A 15,653-nucleotide genomic window follows, 5' to 3' on the forward strand; every position below is an offset into this window, starting at 1 on the left:
TTCTCGCTTGCCTAGCCCCGGTCGTCAGACCAGCCAGTACCGGGCGGGCGCAAGCAAGGGCGGCGCTGAACCCTCCGGCATGGATGACATTCCTCTCGCCAGGCGCACCCTCTCCCCCAGCCTGCAGCGCAAACGTCGGACTCCCGTTGCCGTAGCCAGCGCCTCTGCAGCACTCGTTCTCGTTGCAGCTGTGGCCTATGCGTTGCGGGCTCCACTGCTGCAACGGTTGGCTCCCGTTCCCGTTGCCGGGCTGAGTGCCCGTCTGAGTTCCGACGGCCGCCTGCTCGGTCACTTCCCCTATCCCGAGGCGGAGGATTCCCAACTGATCAGTATTGGCCCAGGCGTGGCACTCAATGCCCAGGCGGCCGAGGCTCTGCGTCAGATGCGCCGCGCTGCTGATGCCGAGGGTGTGGACCTGCGGGTGCTCAGTGCCTTCCGCTCGATCTCCCTTCAAAAGCAGATCTTTTTTGACGTCAAATCAGAGCGCAATCAAAGTGCTCGGGAACGAGCGCAGGTCAGTGCACCGCCCGGATTCTCTGAGCACAGCACGGGCTACGCCGTTGACTTTGGCGATGGTCGACGCCCCGAGACCCATCTTTCCCAAAGTTTCGATCGCACCGAGTCCTTTGCCTGGCTTGAGCGCAACGCCAATCGCTTTCATTTCGTCCTCTCCTTTCCGAAGGACAACCGTCAGGGCGTGAGCTACGAGCCCTGGCACTGGCGTTTTGAGGGATCCGCCGATGCGCTGAAGACCTTCGATGCCGCCGGCCGCTTCTCGGAGTAATCCATGGAACTGATGCATGGCTGAGGCCCCATTGCCGGAATTGCTGGCGCCGGCGGGTTGCTGGGAATCCCTCAAAGCGGCCGCCGTCAACGGAGCTGACGCGGTTTATTTCGGGGTCGAGACCTTCAACGCACGGCTGCGGGCCGAAAACTTCAAGGCGTCTGATCTCCCCGAGGTGATGGATTGGCTCCATCGCCGCGGCCTGAAGGGTTTCCTGACCTTCAACGTCTTGGTCTTCACCGACGAGCTCAGCCGAGCGGCGGAGTTACTGCTGGCCGCTGACGCTGCCGGAGTCGACGCCCTCATCGTCCAGGACATTGGCCTTGCCGCATTGGCCCAGCAGCTCACCCCGGAGCTGGCTATCCACGGCTCGACCCAGATGTCCATCACCAGCGCTGCCGGTGTGGCCATGGCTCAAGAGTTGGGCTGCCAGCGCGTGGTCCTGGCGAGGGAGTTGAGCCTCAAGGATCTGCAGCGGATTCAGCAGCAGCTGGTGAAGCGTCAGCTGGAGATGCCCCTTGAGGTCTTCGTTCACGGCGCCCTTTGTGTGGCCTATTCCGGCCAGTGCCTCACCAGTGAGGCCCTTGGCCAGCGCAGTGCCAACCGCGGCGAATGCGCCCAGGCCTGCCGGCTTCCCTATGAACTGATTGTTGATGGAGAAGAGCTGGACCTCGGCGAGCAGCGCTATCTGCTCTCACCCCAGGACCTAGCCGCCTGGGATCTGTTGCCGGAGCTGGTGGATGCCGGCGTGGCCAGCTTGAAGATCGAGGGCAGGCTCAAAGACCCCACCTATGTGGCCGCGGTCACCGACGCCTACCGCCAGGGCCTCGACCAGCTCTCAGGAGAGCGCGCGCCTGTGGCCCACTCAGAGCAGCGCGAGCTTCGGCGAAACCTGGAGTTGAGTTTCTCGCGCGGGCTCAGCACCGGTTGGCTCGCAGGCATTGATCACCGTCAGCTGGTCCATGGGCGCTGGAGCAAAAAGCGCGGCCCCTGGCTTGGGCGCTTGGAGCGTGTTGATGGGGACTGGCTGCTTTTCAAGGGACGTCTGGATTGCAAATCCGGTGACGGACTCGTGCTGGAGGTCCCCCATTCCGATCCCCTGTTGCCCCCTAAGGAAGTCGGGGGACGGGTGATGGCGATCGAGCCCAGGCCGAAGGGGGGATGCGCCGTGCGACTGGGTCCCAAGCGCGTTGATTTGCGTGGCTTGCGCCGGGGCAGTCCCTGCTGGCTGACAAGCGATCCCCAGCGGGAGAGCCGCTTTCAGCGCATGGCCGAGCGCTCCCTGGAGGAGCAGCGGCGCCCTTTGGTGTTGAAGGCCTCGGGCTCGTGCGGGACCGCCCTTCGGCTTGAGGTCGTGAGGTCGGCCGGTCTGTCGATCGAGGGATGCTTCGTTCTCAGTGAGCAGCCCCTCGCACCTGCGCAGGGTCAAGCCTTGAACCGCGAACGCCTGGAGCAGCAACTCGGACGGCTTGGCGGCAGCCCTTGGCATTTAGAGCAGCTGGAGCTGGAGCTTGAACCGGATCTCTTTCTTCCGCTCGCCCAGTTGAACCAACTGAGACGGCGACTGGTGGATCAGCTCGCGCAGCAGGCCACTCCAGTCCCCCCAACGATCCGGGAGCAGCGCCCAGCGGCTGACCTCCTGGAGGCGTTGATTCCTCCCATTGCTGAGGCCGAACGGCTGGAGCCCCAGTTGAGCGTTCTGGTGCGTGACCTCAACCAGCTCGATGCCCTGAAGGATCTTCCAGTCGATCGGGTGATCGTTGACCTGGAGCATCCTGCGCAGCTGCGGGAGGCCGTCAAACGCGGCAAGGGGTATTGGCCCGGCGGCCTCTGGTTGGCGGGTCAGCGGATCTGCAGGCCCGATGAGTCCTGGAGTCTGGAGCCGCTGATTCGAGCTGAGCCGGACGGCTATTTGGTTCGGAATGTGGATCAGCTGGAGCGGCTCACGCCTCTGGCCCCCTGCCAGGGCGATTTCTCCTTGAACGTCGCCAACCCCATTACTGCCCGTTGGTTGATTGAGCGCTGGGGCCTGGAACGTCTGACGGCGAGCTACGACCTGGCTTTGGATCAGCTGTTGGCCCTCGTCAGGACCTGTCCTCATGAGGCCCTCGAGCTGACCCTGCACCAGCACATGCCGCTCTTTCATATGGAGCACTGCCTGTTTTGCGCCTTCCTCTCTGAGGGGCACGACCACACCGACTGCGGCCGTCCCTGTGAGCAGCATCAGGTTCTCCTGCGGGACCGCAGCGGCGCAGAGCATCCCCTGCGCGCTGATCTGGGTTGCCGCAATACCTTGTTCAACGCCCGTGCGCAGACCGCCGCTGAGGCCATTCCCGAATTCCTGAAGGCTGGCGTTCGCCACTTCAGGCTCGAACTGCTGCAGGAAACCGCCGCGGATACCCAGCGCCGTGTCGCCCTCTACCGCCAGGCCCTCAACGGAGAGATCAGCGGGCAGGTGGTCTGGCAGAGCGAACAGTTGGAAAGCCGCCTGGGGGTGACCCGCGGAACCCTCTCCGAGCGCCACTAGAGCGGTTTGTTGCTGAGATAGATTGCGTTAACGCACCGAAGGGTTCTTTGGTTTTGGTGTGTGGTCGTTCGTCACGAACGCTCCAGACACATCAGCCACGCTGCAAGAGATACCGGCTTTGTTCGATCAGGTTCATTCCTGCGACGTTGCCCATGGGTTTCAGCCACCGTTCCCAAGCCAACGCCTGCTCTTGAGTTGAGCGTTGCGGCCGTTAGCTGCGGCGTGCTCCAGCCAGACCATCCCTGACCTCCTCCCTTGAGCCCCATCCATGAGCGGCGAGCATCCCGGAACACCGATCCGCAATATCGCGATCATTGCCCACGTCGACCACGGCAAAACCACACTGGTGGATGCCCTGCTGGCCCAGTCGGGCATCTTCCGCGACAACGAGGCCGTCCCCACCTGCGTGATGGACTCCAACGAACTGGAGCGTGAGCGGGGTATCACGATCCTCTCCAAGAACACTGCGGTGGACTTCGAAGGGATCCGGATCAACATCGTTGACACCCCTGGTCACGCTGACTTCGGTGGCGAAGTGGAGCGCGTGCTCGGCATGGTCGACGGCTGTCTGTTGATCGTGGACGCCAACGAGGGGCCGATGCCCCAGACCCGTTTTGTGTTGAAGAAGGCGCTCGAGAAGGGCCTGCGTCCGATCGTTTTCGTCAACAAGATCGACCGCGCCCGCGTTGATCCTGAGCAGGCCGTCGACAAGGTTCTGGATCTGTTCCTGGAGCTGGGTGCCGACGACGATCAGTGCGACTTTCCCTACCTCTTTGGTAGTGGCATGGGTGGCTACGCCAAGCCCGACATGGCAACCGAGAGCGACAACATGCGTCCGCTCTTCGATGCCATCCTCCGCCACGTCCCGCCCCCGGTTGGCGACCCCGAGAAGCCCCTGCAGCTTCAGGTCACAACCCTCGACTACAGCGATTTCCTCGGCCGAATCATGATCGGCCGGATTCACAACGGCACGATCAAGGGCAACCAGCCGGTCGCTCTGTTGCGTGACGACGGCAGCGTCAAGCGCGGCCGCATCAGCAAGTTGCTCGGTTTCCAGGGCCTTCAGCGAGTTGAGATTGAACAGGCGCGCGCCGGTGACCTGGTGGCCGTCTGCGGCTTTGACGAGGTCAACATCGGCGAAACCATCGCCTGCCCTGACGAGCCCAAGGCGCTACCCCTCATCAAGGTGGATGAGCCGACCCTGCAGATGACCTTTGTGGTCAACGACTCGCCCTTCGCGGGCAAGGAGGGCAAGTTCGTCACCAGCCGTCAGGTGCGTGACCGTCTGAATAAAGAGCTGCTGACCAACGTCGCCCTGCGGGTTGAGGACACCGACTCCCCCGATCGCTGGGCCGTCAGTGGCCGCGGTGAGCTGCACCTGGGCATCCTGATCGAGACCATGCGCCGTGAGGGCTATGAGTTCCAGGTCAGCCAGCCGCAGGTGATCTTCCGCACCATCGATGGCACCCCGTCGGAGCCCTTCGAAACCCTGGTGCTGGATGTGCCCGAGGAATCGGTGGGTGCCTGCATCGAGAAGCTCGGCGTCCGCAAGGCCGAGATGCAGAACATGGAGAACACCAACGACGGCCGCACCCAGCTGGAGTTCGTGGTGCCCTCACGAGGCCTGATCGGCTTCCGTGGTGACTTCATCCGCGCCACCCGCGGCGAGGGGATCATGAGCCACTCCTTCCTCGACTACCGCCCGATGCAGGGCGATTTCGACACCCGTCGCAACGGCGTGTTGATCGCCTTCGAGGAAGGCACCGCGACCTTCTATGCCCTGAAGAACGCCGAGGACCGCGGTCAGTTCTTCATCACCCCTGGCACGAAGGTTTACAAGGGCATGCTCGTGGGCGAAAACAACCGTCCCCAAGACCTCGAGCTCAACGTCTGCAAGACCAAGCAGCTCACCAACATGCGCTCGGCCGGTGCAGAGGAACTCGATACCCTCCAAGCCCCGATGCAGATGACCCTGGAGCGGGCGCTGGAGTACATCGGTCCCGATGAAATGCTCGAGGTCACCCCTGAGTCGATTCGCCTGCGCAAACTGCCCGCGAAGAAGCCCGCGAAACGTTGAATCAGTCCCTCGACCCTGAGGAAACCAGCCTGACGCGCGATCCCCGTTTCGGGGAGGCCGTCAGGCTTTTCAATTCGGGTGAGTGGTACGCCTGCCACGACGGCTTTGAGGAGCTCTGGCACGAGACCCAGGGACCTTGCCGCCGCACGCTGCAGGGGATCCTCCAGATTGCGGTTGCCCACCACCATCTCGACCGCGGGAATCAACGCGGTGCCATGGTTCTCCTGGGCGAAGGCCTCGGCCGTCTACAGGGGGCAGGGCCGAACCAGTTCGAGCTGGCCCTCGACCCCCTGAGGCAGGTTGCCCGTGAACGCCTCTTGGCCCTGCACGAGAACCGCTCGCTTGAGGGCATCCCCTTGCCCGAACTCAAACCCATTGATGCCGATTCCTGAAGGAACGCAGCGGTGCTCGGCGATACGATGGATGTCACCGCGTTGCTGGAGTGGGTTTGGCCGCAGATCGCAGCACTGCCCGTCTCTGGTGCAGTGCCCTCGCTAGTCGCGCGGCAAGCCTTGGACTCTTGATCGGCGTCTGCGCCCCAGGTTGGGCTCAGCAGACCGTTCCGGCGGCTGAAGTCATCAGCGTTGAAGAGGTCGTCAGCGCAGAAGCGGGCGATGGTTCTGCTCCCATTCCCACCAAGCCCCTGCGGTTGAACACCGGCCTGGTGACGATTGAGTCGGACCAACAGCAAGCGGATCAACAGACCGGTGTGATCACCGCCAGTGGCAACGTCCGCATCGTCTATCCAGATGAGCGGGTCGTGGCCACCGCCCGCCAAGCTCAGTACTTCAGCAATGAGGGCCGGGTTGTCCTCAGTGGTGACGTCGACATCCTTCAGGACGGCGGCAATTGGCTGCGTGCTGAACAGGTGATTTACCTGGTGGACAGCGAGCGCATGCAGGCCATCCCAGCACGCGGTCAGCAGGTTTTTAGCCGTGTCGTTCTCCAGACCCTCCCCAGCTCGGGCCCCGCGCAGCCATGAGCCTGGTCCTTGATCGCGTCGCCTTGACCATTGGCGGCCGCCCTTTGGTGAAGGAGGTCAGCCTCAACCTCAATCCTGGAGAGGTGGTTGGGTTGCTCGGCCCCAACGGTGCAGGAAAAACCACCACCTTCAATCTGGTGACCGGTCTGCTGCGCCCCGACTCAGGCGCCGTGACCATGGATGAGACCTGTGTGGCCGACTTCTCCATGCCGGAGCGTGCCCGCCTGGGCATCGGCTACCTCCCCCAGGAAGCCAGTGTCTTCCGGAGCCTGAGCGTCCAGGACAACCTGATGTTGGCCCTCCAGGAAAGTGGAGCCCCCAAGGAACAGCGCCGCGATCGGGTCGAGCAATTGGTGCAGGACTTCCACCTGAAGCCCTTTCAGCACCGCCTTGGCTATCAGCTCTCCGGCGGCGAGCGGCGGCGTTGCGAAGTGGCCCGTGCCCTGGCCGTCGGCGAAAGCGGTCCCCGCTATCTGCTGCTGGATGAACCGTTTGCAGGTGTCGATCCCCTGGCCGTAGCCGACCTTCAGACCTTGATCGCCGGATTGCGGGACCGAGGCATGGGGGTGCTGATCACGGATCACAACGTTCGTGAGACCCTTTCGATCACCGACCGCGCCTACATCCTGACGGAGGGAAGCATCTTGGCCAGTGGCCCCTCCCGTGAGATGGCGAATGACCCCCTGGTGCGTCGCCACTACCTCGGGGAGGACTTCCGGCTGTGACGATGGCACCGACCTGGACCGAGCCCCTGCGCCGGCAGTCTCAAAAGCTTCAACGCCAGTGGAGAACCCTGCCGCTGCTGGATCGCTGGCTGTTTGCCGAAATGCTCGGCCCGCTGCTCTTCGGCATCGCCGCCTTCACGGCCGTCTCCCTCTCGGTGGGTGTCGTCTTTGAGTTGGTCCGCAAGGTGGCCGAGGCGGGTCTGCCGCTCTGGGCCGCTGGCAAGGTCCTCGCCCTGCGGATGCCCGGCTTTCTGGTGCTGTCCTTCCCGATGGCGACCCTGATGGCCACCCTGTTGGCCTTTAGCCGCCTCTCGGGCAGCAGCGAGCTCACGGCCCTGCGCAGCATCGGCGTGAAGACCTGGCGCATGGTCGTCCCTGCTTTGGTGCTGGCGGCTCTGATGACGCTGCTGACATTCGTGTTCAACGACGTCATCGTTCCGAGCGCCAACTATTCGGCCTCCAACGTTCTGGATAGCGCTCTCGGTCGTGCCCTCTCCGCCCAGACGGGCAAAAACGTTGTCTATTCGCGCTTTGGCCGCATTACCCCCAAGGAACCCGGTGGCAATGCCGGAGAGGGACTGACCCAGCTCTTCTATGCCAAGGAGTTCAAGAACGGTGAGATGCAGGGCGTCACCCTGCTCGATTTCTCCCGTGAGGATCAGCAGCAGGTTTTGACCGCCAACACTGCGGTCTGGGACGAGAACAGGGCGATGTGGGAGTTCCGCAATGGCCGAATTCTCAACATCGATGCGGCCAATAACTTCACCACCTCAGCCAACTACACCAGTTACTACTACCCCTTCACCCGGGCTCCCCAGGATGTGGGCATGCTGCCCAGTGATGCGGCCCAGATGACCGTGGCCCAGGCGCGCCGCGCCGAGGCGCTTCTGGTTCAAGCCGGTGATCAAAAGGAAGCCCGGCGGCTGCGGGTGCGGATCCAGGAAAAATTTGCCTTCCCGGCCATCTGCCTGGTCTTTGGCTTGATCGGCAGCAGCCTTGGGGTTCGCCCCAATTCCCGCACCAGCCGCAGTCAGGGCTTCGGCATCAGCGTTTTGCTGATCTTTGGCTACTACCTGATGTCGTTCATCTTCAGCTCCCTCGGCATCAAGGGAACCCTCTACCCCTTCTTTGCCGCTTGGTTGCCGGTTTTGATTGGTCTTGGTGGCGGTCTTGTGCTGCTTCGCAAGGCCAGCCGCTGACCTTGCCTTTGGCGCGGCAGACTGTTCGCCATCTTTGATCTCGTCAGCGGTTTCGTGACCGATCCGGTTCTTGCGCTTGGTCTTGCTGCCTTTGCGCTGCTGCTCCTGGCCCTTCCCCTGTCCTTCTGGAGCGTCAGTGGCGGAGGCCAGGGCAGCACCGTGGTTCGCCTGCTGGTGGCGACGGCCAACTTGGCTCTGACAGCGCAACTGGTGCTGCGCTGGTGGCAGTCCGGTCACTTTCCGATCAGCAACCTCTACGAGTCCCTCTGTTTCCTGGCCTGGGCTTGCACCTTGACCCAGTTGCTGGTGGAGCGGACCTATCGCTCACCGCTCGTGGCGGCGTCCGCTACACCCATGGGTCTGGGCTGCGTGGCCTTCGCCTCCTTTGCCCTGCCGGATCAACTGCAGCAGGCCGCCCCACTCGTGCCCGCCCTGCGCTCCAGCTGGCTGGTGATGCACGTCAGCGTGATCATGGTGAGTTACGCAGCCCTCTTGGTCGGCTCTTTGCTCTCGATGGCGGTGCTTTTCACCGATCGCGGCCAGGCCTTGGAACTGCGCAGCAGCTCTATCGGCAGTGGCGGCTTCCGCCAGGCCAGCCTTGCCGCCGACGGAGCTCCGGTTGAGCTTTCGTTGAGCAGCGCCTCCCTCTCCCTCAGTGAGCAGCTCGACAGCCTGAGCTACCGCACGATCACCGTTGGCTTTCTGTTGCTCTCCGTTGGCATCGTCAGCGGTGCCGTCTGGGCAAACGAAGCCTGGGGGAGCTGGTGGAGCTGGGATCCCAAGGAAACCTGGGCCTTGATCTGCTGGCTTGTCTATGCCGCCTACCTTCACACCCGCCTGAGCCGTGGTTGGCAGGGACGCCGTCCTGCTTTGGTTGCTGTGGCTGGCTTTGTGGTGATCTGCGTTTGCTACATCGGTGTGAATCTGCTGGGCATCGGCCTGCACAGCTACGGCTGGTTCTTCAGCTAACCCAGCACATCGCTGCTGCACCTTGGGCCACAAAAAAAGCCCCGGCTTAGCCGGGGCTTTTTCGTGCCATCGGTGGGCTGGCTCAGGGGCGCTTGCTGTTGCGGATGCCGGTCATGGCATCGGCGTAGCTGGGCTGGTTGAACACGCCGGAGCCACTGACGATGGCGTTGGCACCGGCTTCGATCACCTTCCAGGCGTTCTCGGCCTTGATGCCGCCGTCCACTTCGATCCAGGGATCGAGGCCCTTTTCGTCGCACATCCGGCGCAGGTCACGGATCTTCTGCACCTGGCTCTCGATGAAGCTTTGACCGCCGAAACCAGGGTTGACGCTCATGATCAGCACCAGATCACAGAGCTCAAGGCAGTACTCGAGGGTGTCGATCGGGGTGCCGGGGTTGAGCACCGCACCGGCCATTTTGCCGAGATCTTTGATCTGGGCGAGGTTGCGATGCAGATGGGTGCAGGCCTCGACTTGCACGGAAATGATGTCCGCACCGGCCTTTGCGAAGTCGGGGACGTACTTCTCCGGCTCGACGATCATTAGGTGCACGTCCAGGGGCTTCTTGGTCACCGGGCGCAGGGCCTCGACGATCATTGGGCCGATGGTGATGTTGGGGACAAAGCGTCCGTCCATCACATCCACGTGAATCCAGTCCGCACCGGCTTCATCCACCGCACGCACGTCTTCCCCAAGCCGGGAAAAGTCCGCGGACAGAATCGAGGGGGAGATCACCAGGGACTTGGTGCTCATGGGGCGCAACCGCGGCTGAACAGGGGCCGATTGTAGGAATCGCCATCCCCCCTCTTTTTCAAAGGCTGCTTCGGCTCGGCGCGCCGTGAAGCACTGATACAGTGAGCGGCGCTAAAAGCCCGAAAGGCCCTGCTGGCGCTGGACTTCCACTCATTGACTGGTCCTCACGGCCGTCAATGCAGGTCTCCAGAGCCCCAGAGCCCTTTCAGCGCTTCAACCCTTCCCATCGCCGGACCGCCGTGGATCGCACCCTGATTCAAGAAATTCTCGAGGTTGTTGAGCAGGCAGGCATTGCTTCCGCCAAGCTCACCGGCATGGGCCTGAAGAACGAGGCCGACGCAGCCGCCGTGGAGGCGATGCGTGAGCGCATGTACAAGATCCAGATGCAGGGCCGCATCGTGATCGGCGAGGGCGAGCGCGACGAAGCCCCCATGCTGTACATCGGTGAGGAAGTCGGCAGCGGCACCGGCCCTGGCGTGGACTTCGCTGTGGACCCCTGCGAAGGCACCAACCTCTGTGCCAACAGCCAGCGTGGCTCGATGGCCGTTTTGGCTGCCTCTGACCGCGGCGGTCTCTTCAATGCCCCCGACTTCTACATGAAGAAGCTGGCTGCACCCCCGGCCGCCAAGGGCAAGGTCGACATCAACAAGTCGGCCACCGAGAACATCAAGATCCTGAGCGAGTGCCTGGGCCTTCCCGCTGAAGAGCTGGTCATCGTGGTGATGGACCGCGCTCGTCACAAGGACCTGATCAAGGAGATCCGCGCCACCGGCGCCCGCGTCCAGCCCATCTCTGATGGTGACGTGCAGGCTGCCATCGCCTGTGGTTTCGCAGGCACCGGTACCCACTGTCTGATGGGTATTGGCGCTGCTCCTGAGGGTGTGATTTCCGCAGCCGCCCTGCGCGCCCTGGGCGGTCACTTCCAGGGACAACTGGTGTACGACCCCGCCGTCGCTCAGACCTCCGAGTGGGAAGGCCTGACCAAGGAAGGCAACCTGGCCCGCCTGGCCGAGATGGGTATCACCGATCCCGACCGCGTCTACGAAGCCAACGAACTGGCCTGCGGCGAGAACGTGGTGTTCGCTGCCACCGGCATCACCGATGGTCTGCTCTTCGACGGCGTGAAGTTCGAGAAGGACTGCACCCGCACCAGCTCCCTGGTGATCAGCACCCTGGACAACACCGCCCGTTTCACCACCACGGTCCACATCAAGGACGGAGCCCAGAGCATCGCTCTGCGCTGATCGCCCGATCAGCTCGAGCCGGGTCTCCTCTGGGAGGCCCGGCTTTCTTTTAGCCGTCCCTGTTGCGCACCCCCGGATCCACCTTCATGCACATCGCCGTCGTCGGACTCAGTCACCGAACGGCCCCGGTTGAGATCCGGGAACGTCTCAGCATTGCTGAGCAGAGCATGGAGGACTCCCTCCAGCGCCTGCGGGCGGACGAACAGGTTCTTGAGGCCTCGATTCTCAGCACCTGCAATCGGCTCGAGATCTACACCCTGCTTCGCAACCCTGAGCAAGGAGTTTCAGCCGTCGGCAGTTTTCTCAGTCAGCATTCCGGCCTTGAGCTCTCTGAGCTCATGCCCCATCTCTTTGCCTACCACCACGAGGAGGCCATCGGGCACCTGATGCGTGTCGCGGCTGGCTTGGATTCTTTGGTCTTGGGGGAAGGCCAGATCCTGTCCCAGGTCAAAAAGATGTACCGCCTGGGCCAAGAGCATCGCTCGATCGGCCCAATCCTGAACCGCCTGCTCAACCAAGCCGTCAGCACCGGTAAGCGGGTGCGTTCGGAGACCAACCTGGGGACCGGTGCCGTTTCGATCAGTTCTGCAGCCGTTGAGCTCGCCCAACTGAAGGTTGGACAGGCCCGCGGGATTGACGATCTCGTTCCCCTCGATCAGGAACAAATTGCGGTGGTCGGCGCCGGTCGGATGGCCCGACTGCTTCTCCAGCACCTTCAGGCCAAGGGAGCCAGGGGTGTTGTCCTGCTCAACCGAACCGTCTCCCGTGCCGAGGAGATGGCGGCGGACTTCCCCGCTCTGCCGGTTCAATGCCGACCCCTAAGCGATCTCAATCACTGCCTGAGCACCTGTTCCCTGGTGTTCACCAGCACGGGTGCCGATGACCCGATCATTACGGCAGAGCGTTTGGAGCAATTAAACCGACGCTCCTCCTTGATGTTGGTGGATATCGGCGTGCCACGGAACATCTCAGCGGATGTTTCCGAGCTCAGCGGCATCGCTGCCTATGACGTGGACGACCTCCAAGAGGTGGTTGCCCGCAATCAGGAGGCGCGCCGTGAAATTGCCGCTGAAGCGGAGGGCATGCTTCATCAGGAGGGGCAACAGTTCATCGAGTGGTGGGATGGTCTAGAGGCGGTCCCCGTGGCCAACAGGCTGCGCACCCAACTCGAGAAGATCCGCGAGCAGGAGCTCCAGAAGGCTCTGAGTCGGATGGGTCCTGACCTCTCCGCCCGCGAGCGCAAGGTTGTTGAGGCCCTGAGCAAGGGGATCATCAACAAAATCCTCCATGGTCCCGTCACGAAACTGAGGGCTCCCCAGCCCCGTCAGCAGCGGCACCAGGCGATGAAGGTCATCCAGGAGCTGTTCGAATTGGAGGACCTCCAGGGCTAAGTACCGCACCGGTTTTTCAAGGGATCACGGCTGTTCTGGGAAAAGCCGTACGAATTGCCGCCAATGTGCCCCAAAAGCCGTGGAGCGGCCTCAGTAATCGCTTAACGTCGCCGTGCTTTTGGCGTAGAGGGAAGCGGTGAAGCGCGTTCTGGCGATCATTCTGGGCGGCGGTGCAGGGACCCGCCTATACCCTCTGACCAAGATGCGGGCCAAGCCCGCCGTGCCCCTGGCTGGCAAATATCGACTGATTGATATCCCCATCAGTAACTGCATCAACTCCGACATCAACAAGATGTACGTGTTGACTCAGTTCAACAGCGCTTCCCTCAACCGTCACCTCACCCAGAGCTACAACCTCTCCTCTGGCTTTGGTCAGGGCTTTGTCGAGGTGCTGGCGGCCCAGCAGACCCCAGAGAGCCCCAGCTGGTTCGAGGGAACAGCGGATGCCGTGCGCAAGTACCAGTGGCTCTTCCAGGAATGGGATGTGGACCACTACTTGATCCTCTCCGGTGACCAGCTCTACCGGATGGACTACAGCGAGTTCGTCAACCACCACATCGCCACTGGCGCCGACATCAGCATCGGTGCCCTGCCGGTGGATGCCCCGCAGGCCGAAGCCTTCGGCTTGATGCACACCGACGAGAAAGGAAAGATTCGCGAGTTCCGCGAGAAGCCCAAGGGTGATGCCCTGAAGGAGATGTGGGTCGACACCTCCCGTCTGGGGCTCTCCCCAGAGGAAGCCGAGAAGCGCCCCTATCTCGCATCGATGGGGATCTACGTCTTCAGCCGCGAGACCCTGTTCGATTTGCTGGCGAAGAATCCGAGCGCGACGGACTTTGGCAAGGAGCTGATCCCTGCTTCCCTGGAGCGGGGTGACCACATCCAGAGCTATCTCTTCGATGACTATTGGGAAGACATCGGAACGATTGGCGCCTTCTACGAGGCCAACCTGGCCCTGACCGACCAGCCGAACCCGGCCTTCTCGTTCTACGAGGAGTCCTTCCCGATCTACACCCGTCCCCGTTACCTGCCCCCCAGCAAATTGCTGGACTCCCAGGTGACCCAATCGATCATTGGTGAGGGTTCGATCCTCAAGGCCTGCAGCATCCACCATTGCGTTCTGGGTGTTCGCAGCCGCGTCGAAGAAGATGCCGTCCTCCAGGACACCCTGGTGATGGGCAACGACTTTTTTGAGTCATCCGCCGAACGCAATGCTCTGCGTCACCGCGGCGGAACTCCTGTCGGCGTCGGTCGCGGCACAACGGTTAAGCGCGCGATCCTCGACAAGAACGCCCGTATCGGCGACAACGTCACCATCGTCAACAAGGACAACGTCGAAGAAGCAGATCGCCCTGAGCTCGGCTTCTACATCCGCAACGGCATTGTCGTGGTGGTCAAGAACGCCAGCATCCCCGACCACAGCGTCATCTAGTCGCTCTCGATTCGTTGCTCTACCCCTCTCTGGCTTTGCAGAGAGGGGTTTTTTGTTGGTAACTCAACCTGTTTCAGTGTTCGCCAACAACGGTTCACGCCGTTGGAAGAGCTCGCCACACTGGTGACATTGGATCCGTCTTCAAAGCTCCATGGATAAGGCCCATTTCGGCTTGATCGGTCTCGGTGTGATGGGCGAGAACCTGGTGCTCAACGCTGAGCGCAATGGTTTCTCCAGCGTGGTCTACAACCGCACCTATGCCAAAACCGAGGAGTTTCTCTCGGGGATGGGCGCCGGCAAGAACATTGTTGGTTCTACGAGCCTGGAGGACTTTGTCAGCAAGCTTCAGCATCCGCGCCGGATCCTGATGATGGTCAAGGCCGGTCCTGCGGTGGATGCGGTCATCAAAGACATTTCGCCCTACCTCGAAGCAGGCGACCTGCTGATCGATGGTGGCAACTCGGAGTACCACGACACCGAACGTCGTGTGGCTGAGCTCGAGAGCAAGAGTTTTGGCTTTATCGGGATGGGGGTCTCAGGCGGTGCCAAAGGAGCCCTCGAAGGGCCGAGCATGATGCCCGGTGGCACCAAGGCCTCCTACGACGCGATTGAGAGCCTGGTCTGCAAGATGGCGGCCCAGGTGGAAGACGGACCCTGCGTCACCTACATCGGTCCCGGGGGCTCCGGCCACTTCGTCAAGACCGTCCACAACGGCATTGAGTACGGCATCGAGCAGATCCTTGCCGAGGCCTATGACCTGCTCAAGCGGGTTGGTGGTCTCAACGGCACGCAGATGGCCGACATCTTTGGCCATTGGAACAGCACCGAGGAGTTGGCCTCCTATCTCGTTGAGATCACCGAGATCTGCCTGCGCACGAAGGACCCCGCCGATGGCAGCGATCTGGTGGAGAAGATCGTCGATCAGGCGGGTCAAAAGGGCACTGGTCTTTGGACCGTGGTGAGTGCACTGCAGATGGGTGCACCGGTACCCACCATCTATGCCGCCCTCAACGGCCGCGTGATGAGCTCGATCAAGCCCCAGCGCCAGAACGCCGAGGCGATCCTCCATGGTCCGGCGGTCCAATCCTTTGAACTCTGCGGCAACGACGGCACCGGTCCGCTGATGGATGCTGTCGTCCTGGCCTGCATGGCGAGCTATGCCCAAGGCATGGAGCTGCTGCGCATCGCCTCGGCTGAGCATGACTACAACCTGAACATGCCGTCCATCGCCCAGATCTGGAAAGGGGGCTGCATCATTCGCGCGCGTCTGCTCAAGCGCATTCAGGACGCCTTCAATGCCAATCCCCAGCTGGTCAATCTGTTGATCGACCCTTGGTTCGCCGAGCAGGTGAATCGGCGCCTCCCTGGTCTGGCGAAGGTTGTTGCCGGTGCTGCGGAGGCCGGGATCCCGGTCCCTTGCCTGAGCAGCACCCTCGATTACATCAACAGCTACCGCACCGCCCGCCTGCCGCAGAACCTGGTGCAGGCCATGCGCGATTGCTTCGGCTCCCACACCTACCAACGGGTCGACCAAGAGGGGACTTTCCACACCGAGTGGCTCGATTGAGAGGC

At 62.3% G+C, this 15,653-nt stretch carries 13 protein-coding genes; 12 read left to right on the forward strand and 1 reads right to left on the reverse strand.

The genetic code is table 11. From position 1 onward, the window contains the following. Nucleotides 1–79 precede the first annotated feature (79 nt). From CB0205_RS0109830 to ccsB, 8 genes are all read left to right on the forward strand, one after another. On the forward strand, nucleotides 80–784 hold the full coding sequence (locus CB0205_RS0109830; protein WP_010316920.1) for a D-alanyl-D-alanine carboxypeptidase family protein: 705 nt from the start codon (nucleotides 80–82) through the stop codon (nucleotides 782–784). A gap of 16 nt (nucleotides 785–800) precedes the next feature. Then, a complete protein-coding gene (locus CB0205_RS0109835) occupies nucleotides 801–3,311 on the forward strand; it encodes a U32 family peptidase (protein ID WP_010316921.1) in 2,511 nt (836 codons plus the stop codon). Between the two features lie 268 nt (nucleotides 3,312–3,579). After that, nucleotides 3,580–5,388 (forward strand): translational GTPase TypA, encoded by a 1,809-nt coding sequence (typA, locus tag CB0205_RS0109840; protein WP_010316922.1) that lies wholly within the window; start codon nucleotides 3,580–3,582, stop codon nucleotides 5,386–5,388. After that, the gene (locus CB0205_RS0109845; protein ID WP_010316923.1) at nucleotides 5,385–5,780 is read left to right on the forward strand and encodes a DUF309 domain-containing protein; all 396 of its coding nucleotides are present in this window, start codon (nucleotides 5,385–5,387) and stop codon (nucleotides 5,778–5,780) included. Before typA ends, CB0205_RS0109845 begins: the two co-directional genes overlap by 4 nt. Nucleotides 5,781–5,830: 50 nt before the next feature. Then, entirely contained in the window at nucleotides 5,831–6,370 is a 540-nt protein-coding gene (locus tag CB0205_RS0109850) for a hypothetical protein (protein ID WP_010316924.1), read from the forward strand. Then, nucleotides 6,367–7,095, forward strand: a complete 729-nt coding sequence (gene lptB / locus CB0205_RS0109855) for an LPS export ABC transporter ATP-binding protein (RefSeq protein ID WP_010316925.1) — start codon at nucleotides 6,367–6,369, stop codon at nucleotides 7,093–7,095. The genes CB0205_RS0109850 and lptB overlap by 4 nt, the downstream gene beginning before the upstream one ends. 2 nt (nucleotides 7,096–7,097) lie before the next feature. Further along, complete coding sequence (locus CB0205_RS0109860) at nucleotides 7,098–8,294, forward strand: LptF/LptG family permease (protein ID WP_050778476.1); 1,197 nt, start codon at nucleotides 7,098–7,100, stop codon at nucleotides 8,292–8,294. Between the two features lie 54 nt (nucleotides 8,295–8,348). Then, nucleotides 8,349–9,263 carry a c-type cytochrome biogenesis protein CcsB gene (ccsB, locus tag CB0205_RS0109865; RefSeq protein WP_010316928.1) on the forward strand — a complete coding sequence of 305 codons (915 nt, stop codon included), beginning with the start codon at nucleotides 8,349–8,351 and terminating at the stop codon, nucleotides 9,261–9,263. A gap of 82 nt (nucleotides 9,264–9,345) precedes the next feature. Here ccsB and rpe read toward each other — a convergent pair whose 3' ends face one another. Next, nucleotides 9,346–10,014 carry a ribulose-phosphate 3-epimerase gene (gene rpe, locus CB0205_RS0109870; protein WP_010316929.1) on the reverse strand — a complete coding sequence of 223 codons (669 nt, stop codon included), beginning with the start codon at nucleotides 10,012–10,014 and terminating at the stop codon, nucleotides 9,346–9,348. A gap of 239 nt (nucleotides 10,015–10,253) precedes the next feature. Between rpe and glpX the strand changes: the two genes are divergently transcribed. From glpX to gndA, 4 genes are all read left to right on the forward strand, one after another. Further along, a complete protein-coding gene (glpX, locus tag CB0205_RS0109875; RefSeq protein WP_010316931.1) occupies nucleotides 10,254–11,258 on the forward strand; it encodes a class II fructose-bisphosphatase in 1,005 nt (334 codons plus the stop codon). A gap of 86 nt (nucleotides 11,259–11,344) precedes the next feature. After that, nucleotides 11,345–12,649: a glutamyl-tRNA reductase gene (locus CB0205_RS0109880; protein ID WP_029626295.1), complete on the forward strand. Its 1,305-nt coding sequence runs from the start codon at nucleotides 11,345–11,347 to the stop codon at nucleotides 12,647–12,649. Nucleotides 12,650–12,785: 136 nt separating this feature from the next. Then, nucleotides 12,786–14,081: a glucose-1-phosphate adenylyltransferase gene (locus CB0205_RS0109885; protein ID WP_010316935.1), complete on the forward strand. Its 1,296-nt coding sequence runs from the start codon at nucleotides 12,786–12,788 to the stop codon at nucleotides 14,079–14,081. A gap of 151 nt (nucleotides 14,082–14,232) precedes the next feature. Continuing rightward, a complete protein-coding gene (gndA, locus tag CB0205_RS0109890; RefSeq protein WP_010316936.1) occupies nucleotides 14,233–15,648 on the forward strand; it encodes an NADP-dependent phosphogluconate dehydrogenase in 1,416 nt (471 codons plus the stop codon). Nucleotides 15,649–15,653 lie beyond the last annotated feature (5 nt).

It is taken from the genome of Synechococcus sp. CB0205, from assembly GCF_000179255.1.
In the GTDB taxonomy this organism is placed as follows: Bacteria; Cyanobacteriota; Cyanobacteriia; order PCC-6307; family Cyanobiaceae; genus Vulcanococcus.

What these genes read in the sequence shown, in the direction of transcription:
- CB0205_RS0109830 (WP_010316920.1), top strand. Translation starts at nt 80, where the DNA reads ATGGATGACATTCCTCTCGCCAGGCGCACCCTCTCCCCCAGCCTGCAG.
- CB0205_RS0109835 (WP_010316921.1), top strand. Translation starts at nt 801, where the DNA reads ATGGCTGAGGCCCCATTGCCGGAATTGCTGGCGCCGGCGGGTTGCTGG.
- typA (WP_010316922.1), top strand. Translation starts at nt 3,580, where the DNA reads ATGAGCGGCGAGCATCCCGGAACACCGATCCGCAATATCGCGATCATT.
- lptB (WP_010316925.1), top strand. Translation starts at nt 6,367, where the DNA reads ATGAGCCTGGTCCTTGATCGCGTCGCCTTGACCATTGGCGGCCGCCCT.
- CB0205_RS0109860 (WP_050778476.1), top strand. Translation starts at nt 7,098, where the DNA reads ATGGCACCGACCTGGACCGAGCCCCTGCGCCGGCAGTCTCAAAAGCTT.
- rpe (WP_010316929.1), bottom strand. Translation starts at nt 10,014, where the DNA reads ATGAGCACCAAGTCCCTGGTGATCTCCCCCTCGATTCTGTCCGCGGAC.
- CB0205_RS0109880 (WP_029626295.1), top strand. Translation starts at nt 11,345, where the DNA reads ATGCACATCGCCGTCGTCGGACTCAGTCACCGAACGGCCCCGGTTGAG.
- gndA (WP_010316936.1), top strand. Translation starts at nt 14,233, where the DNA reads ATGGATAAGGCCCATTTCGGCTTGATCGGTCTCGGTGTGATGGGCGAG.